This is a genomic window from Alterluteimonas muca (assembly GCF_021191595.1).
In the GTDB taxonomy this organism is placed as follows: domain Bacteria; phylum Pseudomonadota; class Gammaproteobacteria; order Xanthomonadales; family Xanthomonadaceae; genus Luteimonas; species Luteimonas muca.
On the sequence record NZ_JAIWPS010000005.1, the window covers coordinates 175,945 to 202,211 of the forward strand.

At 64.0% G+C, this 26,267-nt stretch carries 29 protein-coding genes; 2 read left to right on the forward strand and 27 right to left on the reverse strand.

Annotation, left to right across the window (positions count from 1 at the left end):
* Positions 1–41: 41 nt before the first annotated feature.
* The 14 genes from LDO11_RS09075 to traL all read right to left on the reverse strand — a co-directional run bounded on the left by LDO11_RS09075 (position 42) and on the right by traL (position 13,139).
* Complete coding sequence (locus LDO11_RS09075; RefSeq protein WP_232141256.1) at positions 42–536, reverse strand: hypothetical protein; 495 nt, start codon at positions 534–536, stop codon at positions 42–44.
* Positions 533–3,013, reverse strand: a complete 2,481-nt coding sequence (gene traN, locus LDO11_RS09080) for a conjugal transfer protein TraN (protein WP_232141257.1) — start codon at positions 3,011–3,013, stop codon at positions 533–535. Before traN ends, LDO11_RS09075 begins: the two co-directional genes overlap by 4 nt.
* Positions 3,014–3,068: 55 nt before the next feature.
* Complete coding sequence (locus LDO11_RS09085) at positions 3,069–4,085, reverse strand: TraU family protein (protein WP_232141258.1); 1,017 nt, start codon at positions 4,083–4,085, stop codon at positions 3,069–3,071.
* Positions 4,082–4,273 (reverse strand): carbon storage regulator, encoded by a 192-nt coding sequence (locus LDO11_RS09090; RefSeq protein ID WP_232141259.1) that lies wholly within the window; start codon positions 4,271–4,273, stop codon positions 4,082–4,084. Before LDO11_RS09090 ends, LDO11_RS09085 begins: the two co-directional genes overlap by 4 nt.
* Before the next feature lie 17 nt (positions 4,274–4,290).
* Positions 4,291–5,592: a TrbC family F-type conjugative pilus assembly protein gene (locus LDO11_RS09095; RefSeq protein ID WP_232141260.1), complete on the reverse strand. Its 1,302-nt coding sequence runs from the start codon at positions 5,590–5,592 to the stop codon at positions 4,291–4,293.
* Positions 5,586–6,104: a S26 family signal peptidase gene (locus LDO11_RS09100; RefSeq protein WP_232141261.1), complete on the reverse strand. Its 519-nt coding sequence runs from the start codon at positions 6,102–6,104 to the stop codon at positions 5,586–5,588. The genes LDO11_RS09095 and LDO11_RS09100 overlap by 7 nt, the downstream gene beginning before the upstream one ends.
* On the reverse strand, positions 6,101–6,517 hold the full coding sequence (locus LDO11_RS09105; RefSeq protein WP_232141262.1) for a hypothetical protein: 417 nt from the start codon (positions 6,515–6,517) through the stop codon (positions 6,101–6,103). Before LDO11_RS09105 ends, LDO11_RS09100 begins: the two co-directional genes overlap by 4 nt.
* On the reverse strand, positions 6,517–9,003 hold the full coding sequence (locus LDO11_RS09110; RefSeq protein WP_232141263.1) for a TraC family protein: 2,487 nt from the start codon (positions 9,001–9,003) through the stop codon (positions 6,517–6,519). Before LDO11_RS09110 ends, LDO11_RS09105 begins: the two co-directional genes overlap by 1 nt.
* A gap of 21 nt (positions 9,004–9,024) precedes the next feature.
* Positions 9,025–9,375, reverse strand: coding sequence for a TraA family conjugative transfer protein (traA, locus tag LDO11_RS09115; RefSeq protein ID WP_232141264.1), 351 nt, complete (start codon positions 9,373–9,375; stop codon positions 9,025–9,027).
* Between the two features lie 16 nt (positions 9,376–9,391).
* Positions 9,392–9,952: a TraV family lipoprotein gene (locus LDO11_RS09120; protein ID WP_232141265.1), complete on the reverse strand. Its 561-nt coding sequence runs from the start codon at positions 9,950–9,952 to the stop codon at positions 9,392–9,394.
* Positions 9,953–10,043: 91 nt separating this feature from the next.
* Entirely contained in the window at positions 10,044–11,315 is a 1,272-nt protein-coding gene (locus LDO11_RS09125) for a TraB/VirB10 family protein (protein WP_232141266.1), read from the reverse strand.
* An 8-nt stretch (positions 11,316–11,323) separates the two neighbouring features.
* Positions 11,324–12,277: a TraK domain-containing protein gene (locus tag LDO11_RS09130; protein WP_232141267.1), complete on the reverse strand. Its 954-nt coding sequence runs from the start codon at positions 12,275–12,277 to the stop codon at positions 11,324–11,326.
* Positions 12,274–12,852 (reverse strand): TraE/TraK family type IV conjugative transfer system protein, encoded by a 579-nt coding sequence (locus tag LDO11_RS09135; protein WP_232141268.1) that lies wholly within the window; start codon positions 12,850–12,852, stop codon positions 12,274–12,276. Before LDO11_RS09135 ends, LDO11_RS09130 begins: the two co-directional genes overlap by 4 nt.
* A 2-nt stretch (positions 12,853–12,854) precedes the next feature.
* Complete coding sequence (traL, locus tag LDO11_RS09140) at positions 12,855–13,139, reverse strand: type IV conjugative transfer system protein TraL (RefSeq protein WP_232141269.1); 285 nt, start codon at positions 13,137–13,139, stop codon at positions 12,855–12,857.
* Positions 13,140–13,283: 144 nt separating this feature from the next.
* Here traL and LDO11_RS09145 point away from each other — a divergent pair, with 144 nt between their 5' ends.
* Both LDO11_RS09145 and LDO11_RS09150 read left to right on the forward strand, forming a co-directional pair.
* Positions 13,284–14,048 (forward strand): DsbC family protein, encoded by a 765-nt coding sequence (locus LDO11_RS09145; protein ID WP_232141270.1) that lies wholly within the window; start codon positions 13,284–13,286, stop codon positions 14,046–14,048.
* Positions 14,049–14,051: 3 nt separating this feature from the next.
* Complete coding sequence (locus LDO11_RS09150) at positions 14,052–14,324, forward strand: hypothetical protein (protein ID WP_232141271.1); 273 nt, start codon at positions 14,052–14,054, stop codon at positions 14,322–14,324.
* Here LDO11_RS09150 and LDO11_RS09155 read toward each other — a convergent pair.
* The 13 genes from LDO11_RS09155 to LDO11_RS09215 form a co-directional block, all read right to left on the reverse strand.
* Positions 14,302–14,862 carry an AAA family ATPase gene (locus tag LDO11_RS09155; RefSeq protein WP_232141272.1) on the reverse strand — a complete coding sequence of 187 codons (561 nt, stop codon included), beginning with the start codon at positions 14,860–14,862 and terminating at the stop codon, positions 14,302–14,304. The genes LDO11_RS09150 and LDO11_RS09155 overlap by 23 nt on opposite strands.
* Positions 14,862–15,938, reverse strand: coding sequence for a hypothetical protein (locus LDO11_RS09160; protein ID WP_232141273.1), 1,077 nt, complete (start codon positions 15,936–15,938; stop codon positions 14,862–14,864). Before LDO11_RS09160 ends, LDO11_RS09155 begins: the two co-directional genes overlap by 1 nt.
* A 60-nt stretch (positions 15,939–15,998) precedes the next feature.
* Complete coding sequence (locus tag LDO11_RS09165) at positions 15,999–16,442, reverse strand: hypothetical protein (protein WP_232141274.1); 444 nt, start codon at positions 16,440–16,442, stop codon at positions 15,999–16,001.
* Between the two features lie 392 nt (positions 16,443–16,834).
* Complete coding sequence (locus tag LDO11_RS09170) at positions 16,835–18,001, reverse strand: DUF7146 domain-containing protein (RefSeq protein WP_232141275.1); 1,167 nt, start codon at positions 17,999–18,001, stop codon at positions 16,835–16,837.
* Between the two features lie 291 nt (positions 18,002–18,292).
* A complete protein-coding gene (locus LDO11_RS09175) occupies positions 18,293–20,065 on the reverse strand; it encodes a vWA domain-containing protein (protein WP_232141276.1) in 1,773 nt (590 codons plus the stop codon).
* Positions 20,066–20,076: 11 nt separating this feature from the next.
* Positions 20,077–21,045: a DUF3150 domain-containing protein gene (locus LDO11_RS09180; protein WP_232141277.1), complete on the reverse strand. Its 969-nt coding sequence runs from the start codon at positions 21,043–21,045 to the stop codon at positions 20,077–20,079.
* 176 nt (positions 21,046–21,221) lie between these two features.
* Positions 21,222–21,944, reverse strand: a complete 723-nt coding sequence (locus tag LDO11_RS09185) for a hypothetical protein (protein WP_232141278.1) — start codon at positions 21,942–21,944, stop codon at positions 21,222–21,224.
* The gene (locus LDO11_RS09190) at positions 21,941–22,918 is read right to left on the reverse strand and encodes an AAA family ATPase (protein ID WP_232141279.1); all 978 of its coding nucleotides are present in this window, start codon (positions 22,916–22,918) and stop codon (positions 21,941–21,943) included. Before LDO11_RS09190 ends, LDO11_RS09185 begins: the two co-directional genes overlap by 4 nt.
* A complete protein-coding gene (locus LDO11_RS09195) occupies positions 22,911–23,420 on the reverse strand; it encodes a hypothetical protein (RefSeq protein WP_232141280.1) in 510 nt (169 codons plus the stop codon). The genes LDO11_RS09190 and LDO11_RS09195 overlap by 8 nt, the downstream gene beginning before the upstream one ends.
* Before the next feature lie 382 nt (positions 23,421–23,802).
* Complete coding sequence (locus LDO11_RS09200) at positions 23,803–24,018, reverse strand: hypothetical protein (protein WP_232141281.1); 216 nt, start codon at positions 24,016–24,018, stop codon at positions 23,803–23,805.
* A 100-nt stretch (positions 24,019–24,118) separates the two neighbouring features.
* Entirely contained in the window at positions 24,119–24,502 is a 384-nt protein-coding gene (locus LDO11_RS09205; protein WP_232141282.1) for a hypothetical protein, read from the reverse strand.
* A 62-nt stretch (positions 24,503–24,564) separates the two neighbouring features.
* Entirely contained in the window at positions 24,565–25,455 is an 891-nt protein-coding gene (locus LDO11_RS09210) for a PD-(D/E)XK nuclease family protein (protein ID WP_232141283.1), read from the reverse strand.
* Complete coding sequence (locus tag LDO11_RS09215) at positions 25,455–26,261, reverse strand: potassium-transporting ATPase subunit C (RefSeq protein WP_232141284.1); 807 nt, start codon at positions 26,259–26,261, stop codon at positions 25,455–25,457. The genes LDO11_RS09210 and LDO11_RS09215 overlap by 1 nt, the downstream gene beginning before the upstream one ends.
* Between the last annotated feature and the right edge of the window lie 6 nt (positions 26,262–26,267).

The window sequence follows — 26,267 nt, forward strand, 5'->3', positions numbered from 1 at the left end:
ACCACGAGACTCCACCACCGCCCCGCCGGCGAAAGTTGTCTCTACTCGCTGCCGGCGCGGTACCAGTCGATGCCCGGCTGCCTGGCAGTACCCGGCCGCCCACCACCATCCGGAGGTGGCGCCCCGGCCGGATGGATGCCGCCCGAGCGGGTGCGCGGCACGGAGATGTCACCACGGTTGAGCTGCTCGTCCAGCTCGGACAGGGCGGCTCTCCCCTCCTCCCGCACCGCTACCAGGACTTCGCGTACCTCGATGTCTCTGAGCGAATCCACCTCAAGACCGACATCGCGCTGCACCCGTTCGGCGACCCTCGCGGCTGTCTCGACTCTCCGCTCGGCCTGCTTCGAATGCCCACCGTGGACAGCCTCGGCATTTGCCACAGGGGCCGTGACGACACCCGGCGCGAGGAGCCGGTCCACCAGGCGCGCATCCTCCACCGACTCGGCTTCGTCGATCGGCTCGAGCGTTTGCCAGAACCCATAGCCCACGCTGCAGACCGCCGCCACGAACAGGATGGCCATCATCAGTCGGATCATGGTGTGCGGATCTCCACCTCCACGATGCGGTGCCCTTCGATGGTGGTGTAGCTGAAGTCTGAGGACAGTTCGAGGGTTACCCGGCCCGAGACGCCCCGCGGCGGCATGAGGGTCACCGTGCGGTAGCTCGTGTCACCACCACCCCACGTCAGGGTCTCCTGCCAGAAGCCCGCGACGTCAGGAGATCCGGACACCAGGGTCACCGTGGCCATCGCCGGACCGTTCTGTCCAACCCGGTTCACCTTGAGCGTAATCGGACGGCCGGCGTAACCGATCTCACTCCCGGCGCTGAAGCTGAGGCGCGGATCGCCGCGGTCCAGTTCACCGCTCTCCCGGTAATCGCGCGTCATGACGTCGGCGGCGATGCTGCCACGCGTGCCGCCGAAGTCCACGCCGGACAGGCGTTCCGACGTCCGCACGTCCACGGATTGGCGTTGTGCGCCACCCATGGAGCCCGACGAGCCCGAACCGGTGAATCCGCTCATGGCGTTCTCGGGATCATTGGCACGGTCGAAGACGCCGCCCTCGCTCATGTTCGCGATCAGGCCATTGAAGTTGATGGCGTTCCAATCCACACGGTCGATCTGGTCGATCGGAAGCCCATCGCAGTCGGGGCTGCTCGCGCTGCCATGCTGGAGCTGACCACCCGGCTCGGCACTGGCACGCAATGCCTTGCTCATCGGGGACTTGTAGCAGCAGTAGGACTCGCGACGCTTCAGGCATGCGCCAAGCACGCGCTGACTGCAGTAGGTGCCCGCGTAGCTGCACATGTCCACCTCTCGCTGGATGGCCAGGTCGAATTCCTCGTCCTTGCAGATCCAGCTGGGCGAGAGCGCAGGCTTGATCTCCTCCCGCGCCCGCGCCAGGAACTCGTCCCAGATCGACATCGTGACTGCATCGACCGTGCGGTTCGACCCGCCCATGACGTTGTCGCGCATCGAGGTGAACGGATTGGAGAGGCTGTCGTAGCCGGCGCCGCCCTGGGACCACTCACGGAAGCCACTCGTTCCACCCTGGGCTGCACCTTCGGCAGCCTGTCGATCCCGGCTCACCCGCTGGTAGATCGACCAGTAGAGGGCTTCGGCGTCCGTGTTGGTCTTGCCGCAGCAGTCCACGAGACCGGCATAGCCCTTCTGGCAACTCCATGCGTCACCCTTGAACATCCGCACCTGGTCGATGGCGTGTTGCTGCTCGGCGGTGAGCTGGCCAGTGCCGTCGTGGTTCGCGAGCGCTACCGCGTCGTAGGACATGTCGGTGACCATCGTCTCGGCCACCACCATGCGCGCCATCGCCTCCTGGATTGGCATGTATTCGCCCTCCTCCTCCAGAGGCTCCGTGCAGCTTCCATCCACGCACTGGATCGACGCATTGCAGCTGTTGCCCTGCATCACCATCGTCCGCGGCATCAGGACCGTTTCCTCGCAGCTGTACTGCTTGGAGGTCAGGGTGCATCGCCCGGTGACGTCGTCGCGCAGGATGCACTGGGTGCCCACCTCACGGCAGACGCCGCTGCGCTCAAGCGCGGCGCACGTCGACCCTTCCGCATCGTCGACATCGACCATCGTGCAGCTGTGCTGTCCACCCCGGTCATCCTCGATGCAGACCGGACACGTCGTGCGCGCACGCGCGGCGATGCACATGGACGGGGCGCCTGGGAACAGTGGCGTGACCCCGAAGGCGGCGAGTTCGGCAGCACCAATGGTGTGGCCCTCGATCTCGAACGGGCCTTCGGCTGTGCACTGCCATTCCTGCTCGCATGCGCCGCCGGCGGCCTCGAGGTCGCAGCGGTCGCTTCCCTCGAAATGCGCGGTCACCTGCACTTCCGAGCAGCTATCGGTACCGAAGGCTTTCCAGCCGCCAGGGCACCGGGCGTTGAGTGGGTCGTCCGGGAAGGCGTCGCGGGGATTGAGCTGCGTGGAGAACACCCAGCGACGCTCGCACGCATGCCGGGTCATGTTCTCGCCGTGGCCCACCGTGCAGCTTGCGCTGCGGGTCATCTTGGTTGGGACCGGCTCTCCACGCTGGACATCAACGGTGGTGCGGCAGTCCGCGAAGCTCTCCCCCAGGACGTCGCGCGCGGTTCCGTTGGTCATCGCCCACGATGGATCCACGGCGTACTGCCCGCGCGGGAGATTCGCGCTGTCCATGATGGCGCGCGCAGCTTCGCCCTGGGCGCCTTCGGCCCGCGCGTTCCTGTTGAACTGATCGATGCCCTGCTGCTCCAGCGCCTTGACGTCGTCGCCGGACGTGTTGCGCATCTGTTGCATGCCCTGCTGCGTGGCCCCCGGCAGGATCTCGCCGACGTCGAACACGACATCGCCATAGCGCACCTGGCCGGCGCCTTCGCGACCACCGCCCTCCTGGCTGTCGACCTGACGGACTGTCTGCTGGTGGGCCTGCAACAGATCGCGCGCAAACTCGCCATCCGTCCCGCTGTAGTACGGCTGCTGGGCATGAATCAGCCCGCTGGCGAACAAGGTGAGTACAGCGAATATCGTTCTATACACGGGACACCAAGATTCTTCCCCTTCTTTAAGGGATGTGAATGCAACACTCTTCATACGTGGACATAACCTGCACCCAGTCCTCGCCGGTGATCGGGACCTTTCGCCACTCCCGGGAGAGGATCGTGGCCGCGCCGGTCCAGTCGTTGCTGTTCGTCTGGGGCATCGGGTACATCACCTGCCAGCGATACTGTTGCTTCGGGAAGGTGGGATACGGATGCGATGAGCAGACAGCGCTGTCGCCGTAATGCAGCGACGCCAAGCCGCGCTTGTGCATCGTCGCCACCGCCCGCGTGCCGTTGAGGCTCGCGCCCTGCACCTGGCTACGCGTGTTGCTGTACCCGGTGAGCGGATAGTTGTTGCCCCACGAGCCCATGCACCAGAAGGCAAAGAGAAGGGGCTTGTAGGTACTGGCTGCCGCGGCATCGGCGATGCAGACGGCCTGCGCGACAGGGTTCGCGAACAACACCGCCTCTGGGTTGATCACCATCGACAGCTCGGCATCGCTGTGCGTCGGGTCGATCTCGGAGATCGACACCAGGTCTACGTCATAGCTGCTCGACGAGGTGCACAGGGCCGACGTGATCATGTCCAGGATGGCCGACACGGGGAACGTGTAGACGTGGGTCGAGTGATAGCCGGTCTCGTTGGCGTCCTCCTTCCGGCCGCCCCCGTGCATCAGACCCTGGACACCGCCGAGATCCACCTCGGTGCCGATGCTCGGAAAGCAACCGGGCTCACGCACCGTTTCGACAAGGTGCGTGGGCTTCCACATGCCGAACGAGATGCCCGGCGTCGGCGTCCCCATCAACAACGCACTTGGACAGGTGCACACCGGGCTGGCGATGTTCTCGGGCATGGTCCTGCCCCGCCCTGACCCTGCGATGCTGATCGGGAAGATGCAGCCCCAGCACAGGTCGCTGACGAACGACCCGCCGGTGAACGTCTTGGCGTCCGGACACGCGGCACGGGCCGAGGACGGCGCCGCAAGGCCCGCGGCCACCACCAGGAGCGCAGCGGCAGCGCGGGCAAGCCAGGCGCTCACCGTCGACGCGATCCGGACTGGCCCTTTCCTGCTGGACCGCGGTCCAGCAACTCTAGGCGGACGATGTTGATGTCTCGAGGGGCCTCGATCCCGATCTTGACCTGGCCACCCTCATCGCGGAGCAGATGCACGACGACATCCGGTCCGATCTTGATTCCTTCGCCTTCGCGGCGAGACAACACGAGCATGGTTGCTCCCTGGCGCCTTACGGCACTTGTTCGTGGATGTGGAAATGCAGGCCCTGCGCGGTGACCACCGTGGGCACTGACTCGATATGGAACGTGTTGCGGACTTCGGCTGGCAGGCTGAAGACCTTGGCGCCGACGCGGTCGGCCAGGCGTCCGAGCCCTTCCAGCCCATCCACCGAGCGCAGCTGGCTGGCCATGAGGGTCACCTTGCGGCCGGGGTGTGCCGCGACCAGCCGCTGTGCCCATGCAACCTGGGCTTCGTCAGCGGGGTCGAAGAACCCGAGGACGCTGCTGAAGGGGACCGCCTCGAGCGGATTGAAGCGATCGCCGGCACGGGCGATCACCGTGCCGTCGGGGGCCGCCATCGTCTCGCTGATCTCAAAGGTGGGATCGAGCGTGCGGACGCGGTCTTGGCGCGTGCGGGGCAATCCATGCAGCGGCGTGTTCTTCCAGAAGCGATCGAGTGCACCGGCGGCGGACTCTGTGAAATCGAGCTGGCTCGCCCGGGCCTTCATGGCTTCGATGATGTCTTCCTCGATCACCGGCACGGTCGGCCCGTATGCACCGAGGTTTCCCCGGCCGCCGGCGGCGATCTGGCTCTCGAGCCAGTCGGTGGAGGTGACACCAAGGACGAAGGCCACGAGCTGGCCGTTGTCGTCGTATCGCGCCAGCGCGGGGGCGTCCGCCACGCCCAGCGCGTTGAATGGCTCGGGGTCCAGTGTGATGTTGGGCACCTGGCGACCCTGGGTGGTCGAGGCGCGCAGATGCGGGGCCAGCCAGCTGTAGATCTCGGTGAGCTTCTGGCCTGGACGCAGACCCCGCAGGACGAGCACGACATCGGGCTGCTGCCGTGCGAGCTCGACCAGCGACGCGATCTCCGCGTCCGGCATGGACTGCGTAATGAACAGCCTGTAGCGGGGTTCACGCCACGCCTTCTCCTCGGCGGACGGAATCTCACCAGACGCCTCGAGTGCGGCGACCTGGCCCCCCGCCAGTTCCCGAGCGAGCTCGATGCCCGCCTCGAACTGCTCAACGCCGCGCAGACGGACCTGTTCGACCTCCACGGCGTAGGTCAGGTTGGCGCTCTCGATGACGGCTGGCAGGCTGTCCTCCAGGTCAGCGCCCACGAGGTCGCGGCGATTGGCTTCCACGTATTGCACCCGGCGCGCAATGTCGGCCTGGGTGACTGCCTCGCTGACCGTTTCGTCCCATTGGGATGCGCGGGCCCGCGCCTGTTCGGCGAGAGCCTCGACGTCGTCAGCCGGCGGCGCGCCGACAGCCAGGAACATGGCGATGGCGATTGCCTGTCCGGTCACCATAGCGGGCGCGCCCGAGCGACGAACTGCGATGCCTTGACCGGCCCGTAGTAGCGCGAGTCGTAGGAGAGAGGATTGGTCCCCGCCAGGAAGTACTCGTCGTCGGCAAGGACGTAGCGGTCCGTCCGTTCGAACTGGAGATCTGCGCCGGCCTGACGTAGGGCGGTCACGGCGGTGTCGGTGAATGGATACTCATTGCCATCCACGATTACCGAGAACGGTCCGGCAACCACCGTCGCCCCAGGGCCAGCGGCAACGAGCTTGGTGAACAGCGTGCCATCCGCATACAGCGGAACCCCCGCCGTGCGAAACGTCGCGATGGACCCCACAGCCGGTGCACCGTCCTGCATCGTGAGCAGGAAATACCGGTAGGGGTCCAGGCAGGCATGTTCGCTGCCATCGACCGCGAGCTTCCATGTGTCGGCCGCGATGCCAGCTGTCCAGAAGATCGCGGCACTGGCGCCCAGTGACAGAGCAAGGCGGCGCAGCACCGGGCGCGAGAGGCGGCGTCTCATGGCCCGATCTCGCGCCTGGGTGCCGCCGCGTCCAACTTGGGCGCCGCCACGTCGATGGAGGCTTCGGGCGGCGTGTAGATCACCATGGATCGGCTGAGCAGGATCGTGTCGCCGAGCCCCGCCCCCTCGACCATGCGCTCGATCTCACTGCTCACCTGAGCCGGGTCATAGCGGTCTGCGCCGTTGGAGATGGCCAGACGCACCAGACCCAGGTCGTCCACGACCGCGATGTCAGGGCGCTGCAGGAGCGCTGCCTCGACCTGGTCCTCGACGCGCTTCTCGATGATGAAGCCGACCGCCACGCTGATGACCGTCGCAAGCAGTGCGGTCGCGGCCGCGTCGCCGAGCCATGACAGTTTCCGAACAGGTGTCTTGGCCGCCTCGCTGCCCGTCTCGATCACTTGATCCTCCATCACGCCACCTCACGGCCACGGGGCACGGATGCCGCAGGCATCGCAATGGAATGCTCATTGCCTTCGCCGTATCGCTCCCGCACGATCTGGTTGACCGCCTCCTCGAGGCTCAGGCCGCGTTCGCGCAGGTTGCGGATCGCCACGACGTCCGGTGGGCTCGTCGAGAACATGACCTTCTCGAAGTTGTTGAGCACCAGGCGACCGATGCCGGTCCCGCGTGGGGTCATGCACATGATCTCGGCGTACTGCGCCGGCAAGGTGTGCACGGTCTTGAGCATGTTGTAGGCCCAGTCGCCGCCGGGCAGCCGCTTCGCGTCGCGAATCGCCTCGATCGAGTCTTCCTTCTGGCCCAGCAGGTAGAAGTGCGACGTGTTGTCAGCCATCGCACGACCACCCTTGCTGTCCCAGATGTCGAGCACGCTTTGCGTAATACAACCGATCGAGGCCCCGTGCTTCCGGAACTGCCGGTACGCCTTCTCAACGAACGTCGCTGTGTCATCGCCCGACAGCAGCTCCCACGCCTCGTCGATGAGCAGCATCTGCTTGCGCGTGCGGTCGCCGAGATAGACCTCCTTGCCGATGCGGTTCATCAGGGTGAGCAGCACGACACGCTGCAGGGCCGGCTTGGACTTCAGGTCGCCGAGTTCGATCACCACCATGTCGGCGTCGAAGTTCACGTTGCCCTTGCCATTGAAGTAATGGCCGTAGGTGCCGTCTGAGGTGAACGAGCGCAGCTGCATGGCCAGGTCGGTGATGTCCTGGCGGTCGGCGCTGGCCAACATGTCGCGGACATGATCGATCGTGGTCTGTTGCCCGGTGCGCGACCAACACTCCTCGATGACAGACTTCAGGTAGGACAGCTGGAACGTGGTCAGGTCGTTTCGCTGCGTGATCATGATCGCGAACAGCTCGGTGATCATGTCGACCTGGTCCTCGAAGTCGTACACACCCTCGAAGATCGGCAGCTTGATCTGGCTGCCCTTCTCGAACGAGATGTACTGACCGCCGTTGTTCTCGCACAGGTTTTTGTACGAGGCGCCCACGTCGATCACCCAGGCCTTGCCCCCGATGCTCGTGATCGCCTGGATAAGCGCCTGCGCGAACACCGACTTACCCCGGCCGGTGGCGGCCGAGATCATGAAGTTCATGCCGCCGTCCGTGTCCCATGGTGAGATCGGCTGGATCTGACCGTCGCGGGCGAACAGGGTGAGAACAGGCGTGCCGGTGCCCCGCCATGACCCCATGTAGGGGGCGAGACAGGTGGCGTGGATGCCCGCCATCGGGCGGTAGCGCTCGAGCGCCTGGCGCATGCTGGCGTCGCCGGCGAACGGCAGCATCTGGAAGAAGAACGGCACCACCATCGAGCTCTCGGGGAGCATGTGGTAGCCGAACTCGCGCCAGTACGACTGCGCGTTGGCCACCGCAGCAGTGGCGCGGCGCTCAGTGGCTTTCCGGTCTTCGACCGTATTGCCGTCGCCATGCACCAGCAGCGCCATGGAGATGTACGCCTTCACCGGGCGATCGCCGTCGCGCACCGGCCCGAGGATGGCTTGAAGGCTGTCGCGCTTCTCCTTGAAGTAGCGCACGTATTTCGAGATCGGCGTGGAGGCCTGGTGGTTGTTCCAGACCTCGCTGCGTTCGAGCTTGTCTGTATCCGCTTTCCGGTTGGGAAGCAGGATGTTCATCGTGATCAGGGTGTTCTCGCGGATGCCGCGAGCACCGTGCTCCGGATCGATCAGGTAGCGAAGGGCCAGCCCGAAGTACGGCATGTCCGGATAGCGCTTGGGAGACAGCACCCTCACCCGCGTGGATCCGTTGAGCCACAGGCCGTTCTCGTCCACGTCCACGGCGGACCCTGGATCAAGCACCTGGGTGCAGATCAGTTCGTTGGGGTCGTAGTCGACGAGGGGCGTTTTCTTCCAGGCGGCGGTCTGCCCCTGGTTGAGGATCGTTTCCATGATCCTGATGTAGTTGCGTGCCGTCAGGGTCTCGGCATAGACGCTCGCCGATTTCAGCGTCTGCATGAAGCTGGCACGCAGCTCGCGGGCGAGCTCCAGTGCGTGTTCGCTCGGCTCGACGCCCTTGAAGGGCATCTGCACGGTGATGATGAGCTGCGAGTTCCGCAGGCGCGCCCCGGACACAGGGTCATACGGCTGCAAGGCGCTGTTGCGAATGAACTTGACATGCTCCTGCGTGGATCGGCGCAGCAACGGGTTGCTAACCCCCGAGCGCAGGCTTTCATATGCGTCGGTGATCCCCACCATGTCCGGCGATGTGTAGCAGGCGACCTGGATCAGCGTGTCGTCGGGCCATGCGAGGCTCAACAGCAGGTTGAGCTTGCTGGCCGTGGAGTCATCCCCGCCCGAGAGCGGGGATGCCAACACACCAAAGGCCAGTTTGTCCGGGCACACCAGGAACAAGCCGCTGTCATCGTCGTAGGCATGCAGGACGCCCAACAGCTGCGCCAGTACCTCTGTCCTCTCCATGGTGTGTTGCCTCCTGCGCCGTTAGACCGGCATGCCGAGCGTGGCGCCGAACACGCGGAGGATGACGTCGGGGCCGTAATAGAACGCCACCGCCATGCCGATGCCGACGACGAAGCCCATGATCGATCCGCGCATGACGCCGCCGATCATCGCGATCGCGAATCCGGTGAGTGCGCCGATCTTGCCCAGCGGTCCCATCAGCAGGTTGCGCAGCCACTCCAGCAGACCCTCGAGGCCCAGCTCGTCAGTGCCCACGTCGGACGCCATCGCGATGGCCGGCATGGTGATCGCAAGGGCAAGCAGCACCCGTCCGATCGTCTTGTGGATCTTGCGGGCGTCCTTGCGGTCGGCCGTGTCTTCGAGGTTCTTCATGATCGCTCCTGGTTGATCAGTTGGTTGGGTACATCGCCCCATTCGGGTCGAAGCTGATGTGGCCGTCTGATTCGCGGATGTCCCCACCCACGGCCCAACGGCGGCTCACGATTTCGGTGTAGATGTGCCCTGGCTGATGCAGGTCGCCGGCTTCGTCGACCCACGGCGAAACCCAGATCCGCATGACCTGTGCGGGCATGCGCGCGACGGCGTTCGCATCGCTTGGCATGGGGGCGGGCGCAGGACCGGAAAGCGACAGCGCGGAGCTGTGGAAGGCGCCCAGGCCTTCCTGCACAGGCGCAGCCAATGAGAGCGAATTGCCCTGCACGGCGGCGGCGTGTGTGTTGGACGGGCGGGGCGAGCGGACCTGGGTGCGGGAGCCGGTGCGCGCAGGCGTGTCGGCCAGTGCCAACTGCGACGCGAAGCCCGCATTGGTCATGTCATAGACGGCCGGCGTGGAATGACAGCCGAAGCCCTGGTCCTGGTAGGGACAGGAGAAACCGCCACCACGGCTCGAGCAGGCAGAGACCGCGAGGACCGCGAGAGCCAGGACGGCCGCCGCCGAGGCTCGTTTCATGGGGTGAATGATCATGCAGTGATGCTAGGCGGGACCCCCACACGTTCCGCCCTGCAACCCCCACGCAATACAGCGAGGTTGCAGTTTTTGACTACGGAGCCTGCTGCTGGTCTGCCGCGGACTCGATCACTCGCGGCTGAAGCTCGGTGCCCTCAAGGAGAAGGAAGGACACCTCCCGGCCTGCAGCAATCTCCACCACCGGATACATGGCTTCCGCCTGCTCGAGAAAGTAGGACGCCACGCGGTCCAAGGCGGACGACGCGCCGCCACCGATGCCGCCGATCATCAGGTCACGCGACTCGGGCAGTTCATTGCGTCGGCCGAACCCACCCACGCTGTTGCCGCCGAAGGCCCGGCTGACGCCATCGGCTGTACCGGCAAGCATGGCCTTGGCAATGAGCGCACCCTGCTTGCTGACCACGGTTCCGCGTAGGCCCGTCTTACCATCGCTGCCGATGGCCGACATCTTGATTGGAATGTCGATGATCTGACCGTTGCGAAGGATCATCGAGAGGCGCTCCGCGCGCAGGTACGCACGTTCGGACGACAGATCGCCGAAGCCCGACGCCAGGACGAAGGCCTCGCGCACGTCGGACCGGTATCGCGAAGGCAGGATCGCATCGTGCTGCAGGCGAACGACCACCGGCACTGGCTGGCTCTGCGTGCCCCGGCCGGTCGGCGCGTCCAGGCCGTTGAGGAGGACGCCGGTCATGATCGAACCCGTCGGGAGGTACACGGGTGACGGCGGTGCCGGGCGGGCCACGGGAACGGACGCCGTGGCGCTGCCACGGACGACCTGCATTTTCGGGGCTGTCGGCGGCGGGACCTGCTGGCTGGACGTAGTGGGCCGCGGCGCAGGCTGCGGCGCCAGCCGTGGCTGGTTGTCCGCCGTGGGCCGTACGGGGTTCAACGTCGTTCCCACGGGGGCCGAGTACATCGGGCTGCCGGTGATCTGGTCACGGACATTGGCGAGCGCCTCGTCGGGACTGGCTGCCGGAGGTGGCGCCACCGGGTCAGCGGTTCCACTCGCCGGTTCCTCGGCTGGCGAACGACCGCCTCCTTGGGCCTGGAGCCTGCGAAGCTCGGTCAGCTCCTTGCGCAACTCACTGACTTCGCTGCTGACGGCATCAATGCCCATACCTTCCGTAGGCGCCTGGAGAAGGTTTCGGCCAGGCCGTTTCGAACCGCCGCCCTGGGACGTCTGCTTCTGTCGCGTGTCCGGGGTGGCCACGGAGACCACCACAAAGATGGTCAAGAGCAGGCCCGTCACGCCGAACATGACGGCCTTGCCCTTCGCCTTGGGCTCGAGGCCATCGAACCACTTGCGTGCCCGCTGCATGGCACCCGCGCTACTGGTCTTCATTGGATACCTCAGTCGATCAACGACGGGCGAACTGTCCCGGAGGCGGCGGACGACTTGCGCATGGCGATATAGAGCTCGGTCATCTGGCCGGGCATCAGCTCCACGTACGGCCATGCGGCAACGGCCAGCACCCGGTCAGAAGCACAGGCCGCCTCGTCGACCGACTGCGGAATGCTCGAGGTGTTGGTCAGGCGAGCGACGTAGACCACGACATCCACACCCGTGACGGTCTGGGCCGGATTCATCCGCAGGCCCGGCATCAAGCAGTCCGGGACTTCTCGCGGATTCGCCGTCTGGCTGAGTCCGTAGCCTGAGGGGACCTGGCCTTGCGCCAGCGTCTTGAACGTGTCGCGCAACATGGCCACGAAGTGGTCCGAAGTCTCATGCGCGCGCGCAAGACTGCTCGAAGACGCGGTCCTCCCGGGCTGCAGCCCTTCCATGTGCAAGGTGATGGACACCGCAGGCACCTCCCGTGGCAGAAGCGTCAGCACGAACGTGTTGTCCGGGTTGGCGTCGTCCTCGACGTACAGGGTCACCGGCCTGCTGCTGCTGGTGGTCACGAACACCATGCGGCCCTCGACGTCCACCGCGGTCAGCTCATTGGCAAAGCGGACCACCGGCACATCGAACGGTGTCAGGAAGCGATTCGGCTGTCCGCGTGCCACCTGCACCATCTCATTTCGGCCGCTGGCCAGACGCAGGACGCTGGGCGGCGGCCGAGACGCACTGGCTGACGGGGATGCTGTGACCCGATCCGGGATCTGATCACGGCCCTGCAGCACCTGGTCGCGAAGCTCCGTGGCCGCCATGAGCGCAGTGCCATGGTCCGCGGCGGGCGTGGGGGCCGATGCGTCTGCAGCCACGGGTGCGTTGACAGGGCGAACCGGCATACCAGGCACCTGGGCGAAGGCTGGGCCTACGAGCAACAGGGCGGCGAACGCCACGTTGAGGCGCACGATCATTCCTCACCCCGCTCGGCCGTACGGGAGTAGCGTCCCTCGTACACGTTGAAATCCGTGAGCTGCACACGGTAGTTGCTCGTCGAGAAGCCGAGCTCGTAGGTGCGCGTCTGCCGGCGCTCGTTGCCGCGCTGGCCACGCAGCACGATGTCGCCGGTGACCACCACCTTGTCGATGTGGGGCTCATACCGCACCACGTCGGGCGAGAACCCGAGGGTCACGCGGTCACGGGTGATGATCGCGATCTCGCTGTCAATCCACTCGCTGACGGTGTTGAACGCCCGGGGAGACAGCAGCTCCTGCAGCACGTCCTTGACGACCGGCGCCGTGCGCGGCGTCATGTTGCCGGTCAGGGTCACGAAGTACATGGCCCACGTCTCCTGCATCCTGCCATCCGCCTTGTTCTGGCTGATGGACGCTTCCTGCGTCAGTGTCGGAGGCACGGTGACGACCGTGCGCTCCATTCGCCACATGAACATCACCAGGGCCAGGATGGTCAGCGCCTGGACCAGCATGATCGGCCGCGCGGCCTTGTTCTCGGCGCGCGTGCCGCGCCAAGTCCTGAAGTACTCACTCATGTTCATTTCGGCAGAATCCTGCGGTGGTAGGCGTAGATGAATCCACGGCCCTTCATGGGCATCAGTCCCATCCAGTAAGCCTTGTGCAGGAGGTAGCCGTCCGGCTTGCCATCGCTGTAGCGCGAATACGCCCAGCCAAACGCGACGCCGATGATCATGAAAATGGTGAGCATGTCGGTCACGATGCCGACCATGCACATGCCGATGAAGGGAAGCACCTGTTCCTGAGTCCAGAACAGGAGACGCTCCTTGTCCTTGACGTGATGGGGGAACGGATACGACTTCATGCGGGGTCTCCTGGATGTTGCGAGGACGATACGGCCCACCCCTCGCCATTCAGGGCGCTAACCTCGGTCCAAAACCGGCAGGTTGCGACTCTGGAGAGCCCGTTGACCTCTGCATGATGGCTGCGACCTAACGCGGAGCCTCAGATGTCCCCCCAGCGCACCTCCAACCGTTCCTCCCCCACCCGTATCGCCGTCCACCTGGGATTCGGGGCCCTCGCACTTGCCACCAGTGCCGCAGCTTTCGCGTCCGACGGCGCCGTGCCCGGTTCCGAAGCGATCCTGGGAAGCGTCACCTCGCTCAATGCCCAGTCCAGCCTGGAAGCTGTACGTCCGTCGCCGGTGCCCGGCCTGATGGAGGTTCGCGCCGATGGCCAGATCCTCTACTTCACCGAGGACGGGCAGTACCTCGTGGCCGGCGACATCTACCGGGTGAGCGACCGCAGCAACGTCACCGAGACTTCGCGTGCGCGCGTGCGCGCCGAATTGCTGGCCACCAGCGACGCCTCCACGCATATCCGGTTCGGCGACGCCGAGGCCAAGCACACCGTTTACGTCTTCACCGACACCGATTGCGGCTATTGCCAGCGGTTCCACAGTGAAGTGCCCGCGCTCAATGCAGCCGGGATCGCCGTCGAGTACATCGCCTGGCCGCGCGGCGGTGCGCGCTCCCCTGCCATGCCCAAGATGACGTCGGCCTGGTGCGCAACGGATCGGGCCGAAAGCTACGCAGCGGTCATCGAAGGCAAGGCCATCTCGACGAAATCGTGCGATTCACCGATCATGGCCCACGTCGAACTGGGCAACCGCCTTGGCGTCCAGGGAACACCGGCGATCTACAGCCAGGACGGGCAGCAGCTCGGCGGCTATGTACCCGCCGCGCGCATCATCAACGCCCTCAAAGCCCCCTGATCCATGACTCGAACCGCGCCCAAGCTCCGATCGCACACCGCCTATCGGCTATTGGTTTGGGCGTGGCCGAGCCTGCTCCTGGCGTTTGCAGTCCCCGGCTGCCTTCTCCTGGTCGCCAGTGCCAACGTCGGCGGCGACGTCGTGCTGAGCGCCAAGGCCGTCGCGGCATTGCAGCAGCTCGGGCTCTGCGCACTGGCCGGCAGCATCGCCGGCCGGATTCTCTTTGCCCCGCCCCGCGCCGTGCGCCGCTTCATCAAGGGGCAGTACTACTCATAGCGCTCTCCGGGCTCGCCAAGGGCCTTAGCGCTTCCTGCAGCTCCATCTGGATCACCTGAGCACCGCGGTCGCCGTCCAGATCGATGCGTGGAATGCCCGCTGTGGCTGCAGCGGCGAGCAGTTCCTTCTCTCGCCAGTCATAGAGGAAGCGCCGATGTGATATCCGGCCGAGATCCTCCCCTTCCCTACCCCGCTGCCGCATACGGCTGATCGCGAGCTCGTAGGGCAGCACCAGACGGATAAGCGCGCGGCATGTCCCCAGGTGCGGCAAGACAGCCAAGTGGCCCACGTGGCGCGGGAATCCGTCGATGATGAGGACCGGCACTGCGCCGGCAGATGCACGCAGCCGTTCCACGATCCATCCGGGTTCCGCCAGTGCCTTGTCTGCAGGGTCCCGCGGCACACGCTCACCCGCGGCTTTCGCATCTCGCACAACCTCGCCGGCGCTGACATGAGGCAGACCCCAGGCGGCCGCTAAAAGGGCGGCCTGGGTGGTCTTGCCCGCTCCCGGCGGGCCCATGACGCAGTAGAGATCCATCAGCTCGCGTGCCGCCGCGCGCCTCCACCACCTCGGGCCTGCATCTGCTCGTTCAGCGCCTGCGCAACGGGTGCAAGTGCGAGATTCAGCGCGGCCTGATCGACCCGCATCTGGCGTGAGCACTGACGGATGAACAGCCCGACGACGTTGCCGAGATCGGCCGGCGTCAGCTGCACGAGACACACGTCACGGCCCTGCCCGACCGCGAACTTGATGGTGCCTGCGTACTGGCCCGTCTGTCGCTCGATCTCAAACCACTTATCGTTTTCGACGCCATGATTCTGGAACTTCACGTGGCTGATCTTGCCACAGAGCAGTAGCGTGACCTGCTGCAATTCGGCCGGCGTCAGCTGCAGGATGATCTTGTTCGACCAGTCATAAGTGCGCGCTTCGCGATCCTTCAGCCGGGCCGCCTCGATGTTGACCGTCGGCACGTTGCGCCGCGATGTCGTGGCTTCGATCGTCAGGGCTGCCTTTCCACCATGGACCTTCACCGAGTCCCACTGGGTCTCGACGGTGTTCTGATCCTGTTCCTGTGCCGGCGAGGGCTGACTCTGCTGTTGGGCACGACGCGCGTCCCCGATCTGGCGGACATTGGCAGCATCGTGGCGGCGCGGCGGCGGCATCGGGCGCTCGTACGCACGGTTCTGCTGCGCGCGCGTGGGCGCTTCATTGCGGGGGCCCGGCTCTGTGCGCTGCGACGTCGCGTCCGGCTGCGAGCCCTGACCCACGAGAGCGCGAAAGGCCTGCAAGCGCTTGGCGAGGGTCTGTGCCGCATTCTCGCGGCCACCGACAACGTCCGTGAGCAGCGCCCACCCGTCGCGGGCCTCGGAAATTGCGCGCAACGCCCTGGCGTCAAGCGGCATGGTGAAGCCGACCTCCTCGAGCTTCGCGGTCACGGCCGCGGCACAGTAGTTCGCGAGCGCGTACAGGTCGCCGGCGACCACCGCCGCACGAGCCTTTGCGCGCCACTCGCTCTTGGGGTCGCCGATGTAGGGGATGACTTCCTCGGCATCCTTGATGCCGGCCCGCGTTACCGCGTCGACAACCTCTTTGCGGCCGATCTCGGTGGCCATGCTCTTCTCCAGACTGTTGGGTGTCTGGGCAAGTAAGCCAGCGTTCGATCGCCACGAAAGTTAGTTGAGGGTTCGACCCAGCATTTCTGCAACTACTCGCTGCAAAGGAGCGCCAACGCGCTCGGCGGCCTTACGCAGGATGTCGAGTCGCGCCGATGCGACGTGCGGATCGGACCCCGGTGTCGTGAAGTCCACGAGCTCGAATTCGTCATCCGGCAGTTGCTCGAGCTGGACGATGTACTCGTGCGTGATGACCTTGGCCATGTCGCGCGCAGCTGCGCGGAGTCTGCCGATGTCGCACCCACCCTGCTCGATGGCGCGTAGCCCCGCGGAGATGGGATTGACGCGAATGCGGTGGCGATCGCTGCCGTCTTCGAACCAGGCCGTGGGGAGATCCATCATCTTGATCGGGTCGCCGCTTTCCATGATGGACGAGGCCATTGCCTGAGGCACAACGGTTGGGATGTAGGGGCAGTCGATCATTGTCTTGTTCCAGTTGCTCATGCTGAACTTTTAGCGCCCGGGCGCGCCGATCAAACTTAATCGCAGAACGTGAGACTGGCTCGGACCGCCTACAAGCGCGGAAGACAGTGCGAGGCTCGCAAAGAAGAAAGGCCCGCCAGCGGCGGGCCCTTCAAGTGCCACCGGATGGCTTGCACCATCCTTCGAATCGTCGGATAGCCGCCTCCAGAGCGTCTGAGTACGGTCCGTGGGACCACGCCTTTCCGGGCGACGTCACCCGGAATCGCCACGCCACAAACATGGCCTGGGCGATTCCGGGATCTGTCGCAAAACGCTCCCTCAACCACTGGGAGTAATTCACTGCATCGCCGACAAACCCGGCAGGTGGACAGAACGGCCCCCCGTTTCCGGGGGTCGTGTCCGTCTTGCTGAAATCAATGATGGGCATGGGCGCTACTCCACTCGTACCCCATCTCTTCCAGCATCTCCTTCACCCGCTCGCGCGTTCTGATCGCGAAGGGCTCTTGTCGAGCTGCTTCGGTTCCCAGGATCGCGTGAACGTCGTTCCAGTCGAGTTTCTTCCGGTCAGCTGGCACCTTGTAGGGCGGCAGCAGGATCGCAGCCTTGATGTTGGCCGCCTTGAGCCTGTCCACCAGGATCTTGGCTGCACGTTCGCCACGACCTTCGACCAGCTCGCCCTTCTGGTCCCGAACCAAGGGATCCTTGTCACCGGCAACGATCACGAGCTCGACCGTCCTCGGAATGACCAGGCTCTCCATGAGTCCAGCGGTTGTTGCTGCCCACGTCGGAAGACCGGTCATCGCGCGCCACGAAAGGGCTGTCTCGACACCTTCCGCCACACACAGCACGGTTCCCACTTCGTGGTCGAGCCGGACACAGCTGCCGTTGAAGACGGATGTCGATCGTGGAGACATGATCTTCTTCTGCTTCTCGACCGCCGCCTTTGCCCCTTCAGCCGTCAGGTAGAGCCTCTCGAGGGTGAGAGGCTCGCCGTTCGGCTGCCTGAGCAGCCTGAGCATCGCTGGGAACTCGCCGATATCGACGTTGTTCTCCCAATAGCTCACCGCCGGATGGAAGCGCAGGTCCTCGAGCGGACCCACCACCCGGTCAATCCCACGGGCCTTGAGGTAGGCCCTGGCGATTCCAGCGTCGCGGTCGAGGATCGAGACCGATTCCGACCAGAGCTTTCCCATCTCACGTGCCCGCCTGTCATCGCGACGGGCCACCTTCTGTGGATCTTCTTCTTTCGCGGGAGCAGCAACCACGCTGACAGCAGCTGGCTGCGATGCGACAAAGCCATTCCCATACTGCAGGCCGATCGCTGCGCCCACTTCCTTGATCGCCTTCACGTAGTCCCACCCGAACAACCACATCAACGTGGCAAATCCGTCCGGGTGATGCCCACAGGTGTTGCAGACCGATCCACCGGTCATCTGGAAGTCGTTGTGGACACGGAACGCGTCGCCGTTGCGCCCGCCATGGACGGGGCAAGGGCCGTGCTTTCGTGGTCCATCCTGGATCGCCCGAATCATCTGTTCACTCGTTCCAGCCAGTGCCAGGAGGATCGAGTCCCAGTTCATGTAGGCGCGCCGCTTGACCTCCTTCTGATACGTGTCGAATCGCTGCTTTCTCGCCTGGACATCAGGGGCACCGCGGCGACGCTCACTCGGACGCGCCGAAGCGCGTTGTACAAACCTCACCATGATCGAATCACCTTTTCGTTGGCGCCCTGGGGGCGGTTATTCAGATGCGCGGAAAGCTCCGCAATAGCTGGGCAGTGCCCGAAAAGGGATCACGCAAGGCTGCTCGTGGGAACGCCTCGACTGATGCCTCCTCGCGGGAGGGGGCTCTCCCCCTCCCGCACCGCGTCTTCATGCAGCCCGTTTGAACTGCTTACGTGTCAGTGATACCTCGAGCATTCCCAGAACCGCTGCCGGTAGCTCGTCGATGCTTTCGACCAGGCAACTGCTCTTGAACAAGCCAAGGTCTGCGAACGAACCGATCCCAACTGCGTGGACCTCAATACCGACGGCCTCGGCAGCAGCGATCATCGCGTCCGTGTGGGGCTCGTTGTCAGGCTTGCCGTCCGTCAGGACCATCAGGATCTTCCGGGGCTCACGGCGCTTCCATAGCTGTCGCATCGCCCAGGAAATCCCCTCCGCCATCGGTGTCGAACCGCACGCATAGAACGGCATGCGGTCGATATGCACTGATGGTTTCTGACCAATCGGAAACAGAACCCGATTGCTCGGAAAGAGACCCGCACCGACCTTCACGCCCGGAAGCGACGCCATAGCGTCTCCGATCGCATACACCGCGTTGCGCGCCGGCCCGATCTGGTGGGCCATCGAACCCGACCTGTCACACAGCAGATAGACGGCGGTCTCCACTCCCTTGTCGTCATCCTGGTGGATGAACATCCTTCGGTTGTACTGGTCAGACCGGTACGCCCTGCGGGAGTGGATGCGGCTGCCTCGAACGGCCTCGGTGGTGCGTGACATCGTCAGCGTCTGCATCAGTGCCCGAAGGCGTGCCTTCAGCTGGCGCGATGCCTTCGTCGCCTCATCCGGATTAAACCCCGCGTTCTTTGGGGCCATCTCGAAGTTGGTGGTGCCATCCACCGTTTCAGCGATCACCTTGTCCATTCCCTGGTCCAGGGCGGTGTCCTGCGCCTTCCTCAGTTCCTCGGACATGAGATCCCCAAGGTCCTGGCAGGAGACGCTGTCGGCTCTGAGCACCTTGTCGAATGCTTCAGATCGGCTTAGACCAGTGCCACGGCCTGAGCCATTACCAGCCTGGTCAGAGTCACCTCCGCTGGAGCTTCCATCTTGGTCACCGGCACCGCCGGCGCCACTCTGGTCCTCCGAACCGTCAGCATCGTCGCCGGGTTCCGCACCTTGGTCGGCGGACTGCCCTGCCCCATCATCCTGGCCTGGCTCGTCCTCCTCCTCTGCTTCAGCATCCTTCTGTGCCTCCTGCACAGCCTTCACGATCGCCTGTGCAAGGCAGTAAGCGTCAGCCGTGCTCAGCATGTCCATGCCATCGCTATCGAGCAGGATCTCCAGCCGTTCAACGAACGCTTCACCGAAGACCCCAACAATGGCGCCCCGCGACTGCTCTGCACGCTCCACGAACTCCTCGGACTGACGCAGGTGCCCGCGGAGGTAGTACAGCGTGTAGAGCGCAAGGAGCTGGTCCGGCTCGACGTCACTGGTAAGCACATCAAAGTGCCCCATGGATGCGAGCCGTTCCAACCCTCGATCGAGCTGCCCCCGTGTCCCCGGGAACGTCGCGATGAGGTCAAGCTCCATCCGAGGATCCTCGATGGCGTTGAGTAGCGACTTCAGGATTGGCGTTGCGGCCTCACGAATCTCCTTGAAGGAGCTGTATCGGATGTGCCCGACCTCGTGCGGGATGTAGCAATGCACCAGGTCAGCCAACGCTTCCACCACCTCGATGTCCTCATCGAACTGCGGGAGTGGGAGCGGGGGCAACGTGATCGTCACCCCGTCCGTGTAGGCAGTACGCGCACCAAAGCTGAACTTCACTTGGCACGCGCTGCCTTCGCACAACTGCTGGGCGAAGATCGGAATCGAGCCCATCATTGCTTTGGCCCGCCGGAGCGGGCTCATCTCAGTTTTCATCTGTCGTTTCCTTAGAAGACAGCCGCGACGCGGCTCGTGTTTTCCTCGTTGCGCGGCTGCTGTTGGGCTGGCTTCGCCACCTCCTCCACCGGCACGTCCTGTTCGAGCACCACGCTCGAAACCCCACCCTCGTCCACTGGCTGTTCGTCGTCCGAATCGGACAAGACACGAGCTTTCAGCAGTTCTTCGGGATCGGTCATCGAGCGCACCAGTGCACCCACGATCAGCGTGTCGGTCGTATCCAGCGGACCCTTGTGGGGAATGCCGGAGATCACCTTTTCCAACGCATCGGCAGTCGGGCCCACTCGGGGATCGAACATGCCAAAGCGCCGGAGCTTGCCGACCAGGTCACGGACCACGTTCACTGCCCGCTGCGTCACGGTTTCGCGGCCACTGAAGGACTCACGAAACAGCGTGTTTGCTGAACTGGTGATGTCGTCGATCAGTGCCGACGTCGCCGCCTTTCCAACTGCCTGGAAGCGCTTCTTGCCCTCTTCACTGTCTGCCGGCGTCAGGCGGTAGGTCGCATAGTCGAATTCGCATGCAGCTGCGACTTCGATGGCCGTGGGACGGTTGCGGCGGAGGAGCCACTCGAACCCCGGGTTGGCACGCTCCCATTGGGCGCAGAGCACGTCATACCCGTCGACCAGCTCGCGTCGTGCGTCATCAAACGCAATGCGACGCTTCTCGAGTTCCGCATGCACGTCGTCCTCGGCGTCCGGGCTCACAAGAAAGCCCATGCTGCTTCGGATACCCACCCGGGCCAGGTACCGATTGACGAACCGGCGCTGGCTCTCCAACTGGGTCAGGACCTTTGGATCAACAACACGCTTGGCCCCGTCCGAGACCAAGGCCTCGGGGGGTAGCCCACTTGCAGAAACGAGATCCTCGGCACGTCGGACTGAAACCCGACCACTCCAGATCCGCACTTCGGGGGTGAACACAACCACGCTCTCAAGAGCGGTGACATTCCTACTCATCTCAACGTCCTCTGGTAAGGCCGTGAGAGCACACCCTGCGGGTGTGCCCCGCAGGCAGTTGATGTCGGCGATATCGCCGTATGGAGGTCTTTCGACCAGAAAGCCTGAAAGGACTTTCTTCAGCCAGGTGGCTCAAGAAAGCCCTTTCCAATGGAAAGGGCAGCCCTGTTACAGGGTCAAAATACCGCTGGCATCACCGCGTGCCCGTCGGGGCGCACGAGAACCCCAGAGGGAATCGCCACACGCTTGAGATGAAACGCCTCAAGCAGTTCGTCCAGCCCATCCATCTGCGCCGTTGCGTAGAAGGGCGCTGGCTTCACCAGGTTGGTCATGTCGTCATAGACCTTGCCGCCGTGTCGTTCTGCCAGAACCGCCAGAACTGCGGCGGCCTTGCTCTCTGACGGCACGTTGGCGTTGATGGTGTCCAGCCGTAGCGGCCTGTCCTCCCCGGCCTTGCGCCGACTCCTGGACAGCTTCACCACGTTGGACCCGATCAGAAACGACCCATCCTGCTCAATGCACCAGTCCACACCGGACATGTTCCCGATGACGGTGTCGATGTCACCAGAGAGGTCTGTGTCAGCCTGGATCTTGAACTGCAAATGATCGATGTGCATGTCCCGCCTTGGCGGTAGGAACATGGTCTGACTGAACGTCGAATCCCAACCTGCATCCGCCAGATCGGAAAGCACTGCGGACGCACGATCGTCGACGAGCTCAGCCGTGCCTGTGCACTTCTCGACCTTCTTCTTCTTCCCGCTGCCGGCTACGGACCATGTGGTGACCTGGATCGTGTCGGGCGGAATCGCTTCGACAATCACCTGGAGTCGCTCGATCTGACTCGTACCTGGGATCTGCCGTTTGAAGTGCATCCGGTGCCCGTAGTACTGGTCCGTCATGCCGGCGCCCCGAAGTGCGACTCATACGTGGACCTCAAGGCACGCATCTCGGCATCGTTGCACCCACCCAGAACGCTCTTGAGAGCGAACAAGGCCGGGGGCTCGGACTTGAGATCCTTGAAGTACATCGTGCACTGCGCCCAATCGATCAGCTCGCGAGTGCCCATCGTGACCGCAGACTTCCCTGCGACATATGCCGACCGTACCGACGAAGCGAAGGCAACCATCACCTTGGCCGCGTCTTCGCCCATGCCCACCTTGTTGACCAGGATCTTCACCTCCTGCTCGATGGACGGGTACGAGACCTCCCCTTTCAGGAACCGCGACATCGTCGCCTGATCGAGAAGGTTCGCGTCCGGATAGCTGCCGGTCTCATCGCCGAAACCCATGGTGTTGTCTGTCGCAAAGACCAGAAAACCACGGGCCGCTCTGATCACTTCACCGTCGTCCGCTACATGAATGCCACGGTCGATGATGTCGTGCATCGCCACCAGGTCGGCCGGCTCCATGCGGGACGGCTCGTTGAGGATGACCGGGAAGCCCTTGAGCATCGCGACCTTCAGCGGGCCTGCCACCTGCACCCATCCACCCGTGCCGTCGGGCACGAGCTTGTCGATGAGATCAGACAGCGGGACACGCCGATTACACGTCAGCTGGACCACCGGCACACCCAACCTCGCAAAGAACTGTTCGGTCAGCGTCGTTTTGCCGGCACCCTTCGGGCCACCCCACCACACACCACGACGCGGGTCGTAGTCCTTCCTGCTCCACTCGCGGTTCCATGCATAGGACATCAGCTGGAACTGCGACTTGTCGAACACGAAGTCCTCATCGGCCATCGACACCGGGAGGAATGGATGGCCCGCGTAGCCCTTGTACCCAGGAAGCGTCATCGCATCCGGGGCCTTGTGGACGTCCGGCACCACATTGGCGAACGCCTGGTTGATCGGCGCATAGATAAGTGCATCAGACATGGTGCTTCTCCGTCATATTTGAAGGCTTGGCCTTCGATTTGATTTCCGCATTCGCGGTCGATTTCTTTCTGATTTCGTCCCGGACCCAATCCGGCGTCTGGAGCACGACCATCTCGATGAAGCTGTCCGGATGCGTGTAGCCGGCCATCACGAGCACATCCCGGAATGAAAACGGTTCGTTCGTGTCAGCCAACATCCAGGTCCAGTAGTCGAGCTGCTCGCTTCTGAGTTCCAGTGCCGGGAACTTGTTGAACCAGTCCTCGAAAAGCTCGAGGTGAAGACGGGCGATTGCCTCCAACGTCCACACGTGGTCGTTGGTGCTGTTCGGGTCTTCACGGAAGCGCCGTTTGAACGCGATCTTCCTCGCCCATTTCAGGCGGATCGCGATCTGTTCGGGGATGTCTTCCTTTCGGTCCGCGTCGCTCTTCCTGCGGAAGGTTCGTACCCGCTCGCGTTGCACGGGCGGTTCGGGTAGGTCAAACAGCCTGATCTGCTCAAGCATGAGGTGCCTCCTTTACGCACGAGGACACCCCATGCGGGGAAGTCCCCGCGAGGGCTGAAGTGATTCGGTCAGCGCTTGCGCGAGACCTTCCTTGCAAGACGTGCCTGGTTCCTTGCCGACGTCAAACTGAAGTCGGTTCGGCCCGTGGGCTGGTGCAGGGTCATGAGGTGGCGTACAAGCCACGCAACTGCGATTGGAAACATGGTGAACCTCGTTGTGAGAGGGACACCAATCCCCAAGGGGCGGTGCCCCGTTTGGGAGATGTCAGGCAGCCGGCCTGTTCGGATCGCCAGTGGCGATGATGAGTCGAATCTAACAGCGCCCCCCGCCCCTGCAATGGCGCAACCCGCCTCGCGTTGAGGGTGGTTGGGCGTTTGTCGGCTCAGGGCTTGCTGGCAATCTTCTGCAGCCTGGACTGCAGTACGTCCAGCCGCCGGTCGAACGCTTCGCGTCCCAGGTGGGCGTGGTTGAGCTCGATAGGCAGCGGCTCGGGGTCGGATCGAACACCAAGGAGGAACGCGCGGATGCACGTGACTCTGGTCCTGAAATTGCGGATAGCCGCTTCACGATCCTGGCGGAACAGGTCCTTCGTCTGCATGTGGGTCACCTCGATAACAAGGTGGCCAGTCCCAAGGGGACAGGCCCCCTGGGGAGTCCGGCAGCCGGCCGGTCGGGTCAGTGCGATAGCACTGGAAAAATCAGCTCACCGTCGCCGCTGCAGCGCGCTGGCCAGTCGAGAACAGGCTGGCCACCACTCGGCGCCGCCATGCTTCGCTCCTGGTCGAGCCGCCCACGTAACTGAGACGTCGATCGAGGGCGCGCATGCACAGTCCGATCAACCGCTTCGCTTCATCAGGTGTCCCATCCCAGACCCATTCCTCCGCTCGCAGGGCTCCCCCGGTTTCAGGAAGCACGTCGAGCGCAGGCATGGGGTCGTAGTGCAGTCGGAGCCGGGTCGGCTCACCGTCGTGGTCGTGCCTCGGCCAAATAGTGATCGCGGCCATGCCGTCGTGGGAACGCAGATGCAGCGCCCCATTCTCAATCCAGAACTTGATCAGATACTCGTTCGGCATAGCGTCCACTGTGGCTCGGTACGTTGAAGCCAGTCGCCCGCCCCGGTCAGGGGGCGGGCTCTGGTGTGTTGCTATGCCGCGAGCTTGATCACGGCTTCCTTCGCTTCTTCCGATGGGAAGGTGAACGCGTCCACCCGGCGCTGAGCACAGATGTCCAGGTAATCGCACTGGAGACAGGGCGTGTTCCATGCCATCCGGGGCGTCTTCGGGAAATCCCGATCGCGCACCCTTCTTGCAATGCCTTGAACCTTCAGCACGAACGCTTCCACGTCTTCATCGGACCGTGCCGGTACGTCCTGGATGGACTCGATGGAAGGCCCCTCACCGCGGTTCGTCTTGGGCACAGGGCGCTTGATCATCTCCCAGTACGCAAGCCTCTCAGGTGGAGGCAGACCGAGCTTCTCCTGGTATGCCGTGACGGCCACCTGGTACGCGGTCAGCTGCTCTCCCATCAACGAGAATCGGATGTCGGTTGCCCGAGCGGAACTCTTCTCGTCGATCAGCGTGAGCTGCCAGTCGCGGTTGTAGGCCATCAGGTCCAACTTGGTCACCAGCCTGACGTCCGCACCGATGTCCACGACGAGCTTGCGCTCGATCATGGGCTCACCATCGCGGTCCAATGCCACCGTCAGGCCTTCGCGCTCCCATGCCTCTGGGAACAGCTGCATGAGCCGCACCCCGGTTTCGCGAAGACCTTCGTCCGACGTCTTGCTGCTGTACTTCACGACGTTGTTGACCGTGAAGTCCGCCCAGCTTGCTTCGAACACAGGCACTGGATCGACGAACTCACCAGTCACAGTGCTTCGGCTGAACACGTCGATGGCGCTCGACAGCGCACCTCCAAAGCCCAAGGCAGCAGATCGCTCCTTGGTCCGGACCTTGAGAATCCTGTCCAGTTGGTAGGCACGCGGACAGTTCTCGTACGTCGCCACGCCCGATGGAGACATGTAGATCGTCTCCATCAGCCTTCACCCCGCTGCAGCTTCGTCAGGAACTGAGTTGCTTCGGCGCGAGTGCGCAAGACCGGAACCGTCTTGCCCATCAGCTTCGCCAACCGCTCGATCTGGATCTGCATCGCTTGCGGCGGAGCATCCGGGTCGTGCCCATCGCCCAGGTCAATCCTGCTCTGGCTCGATGGCTCTTGCGGCGCCGACGTGGTCGTTGTCGGTGCTGCCTGCTGCACTTCAGGCGCAGTGGTCTGCACCTGAGCGGAAGCCGTCGCCTCATTCTCGACGCCCGCAGGCGGTGTGGTGGACGAGTCAGCCGATTCCGCCGGCTTGACCTCGACCCGCTTCTGCTCCCGGGTAGGCACCGCATGGAGCTTGGCGCGTGGTACGTAACCGCCACCGCTTGGACCGGCGTTCCCGAACTTCGACTGGAGGCCAACCGCCTCGTAGAGCCGGGTCCGAGCGTTGGTCTCGCCCTTCTCCCATGCCGTCGGCCCGTCAATCGTCCACAGCGTAGAGGCCGTTGCGACCACGACGCCTTGCGGGTTCACCAGCTTGGCCAAAAACCGCGCTGTCGGGACGTACTGGGCAGCACGCTCGGCAAACGCATCCGAGAGCGGGACCAGGTCCAACTTCTCGAGCTCGGCGGTGATGGAGACTCCCCAACCTTTGAGGGGATCGAATACAGAAAGGAACGTCTGCGTCAGCTTCGCCAGCAGTACGTTGTTGCTGGAACTGCCATCGTCGCTGAACTTCTCGTACGTGTCGGTCGGGTTGAACTCAGTGCCATTGAACGGGCCGTTTTCGATCTTGAGCTGCATCGGGAT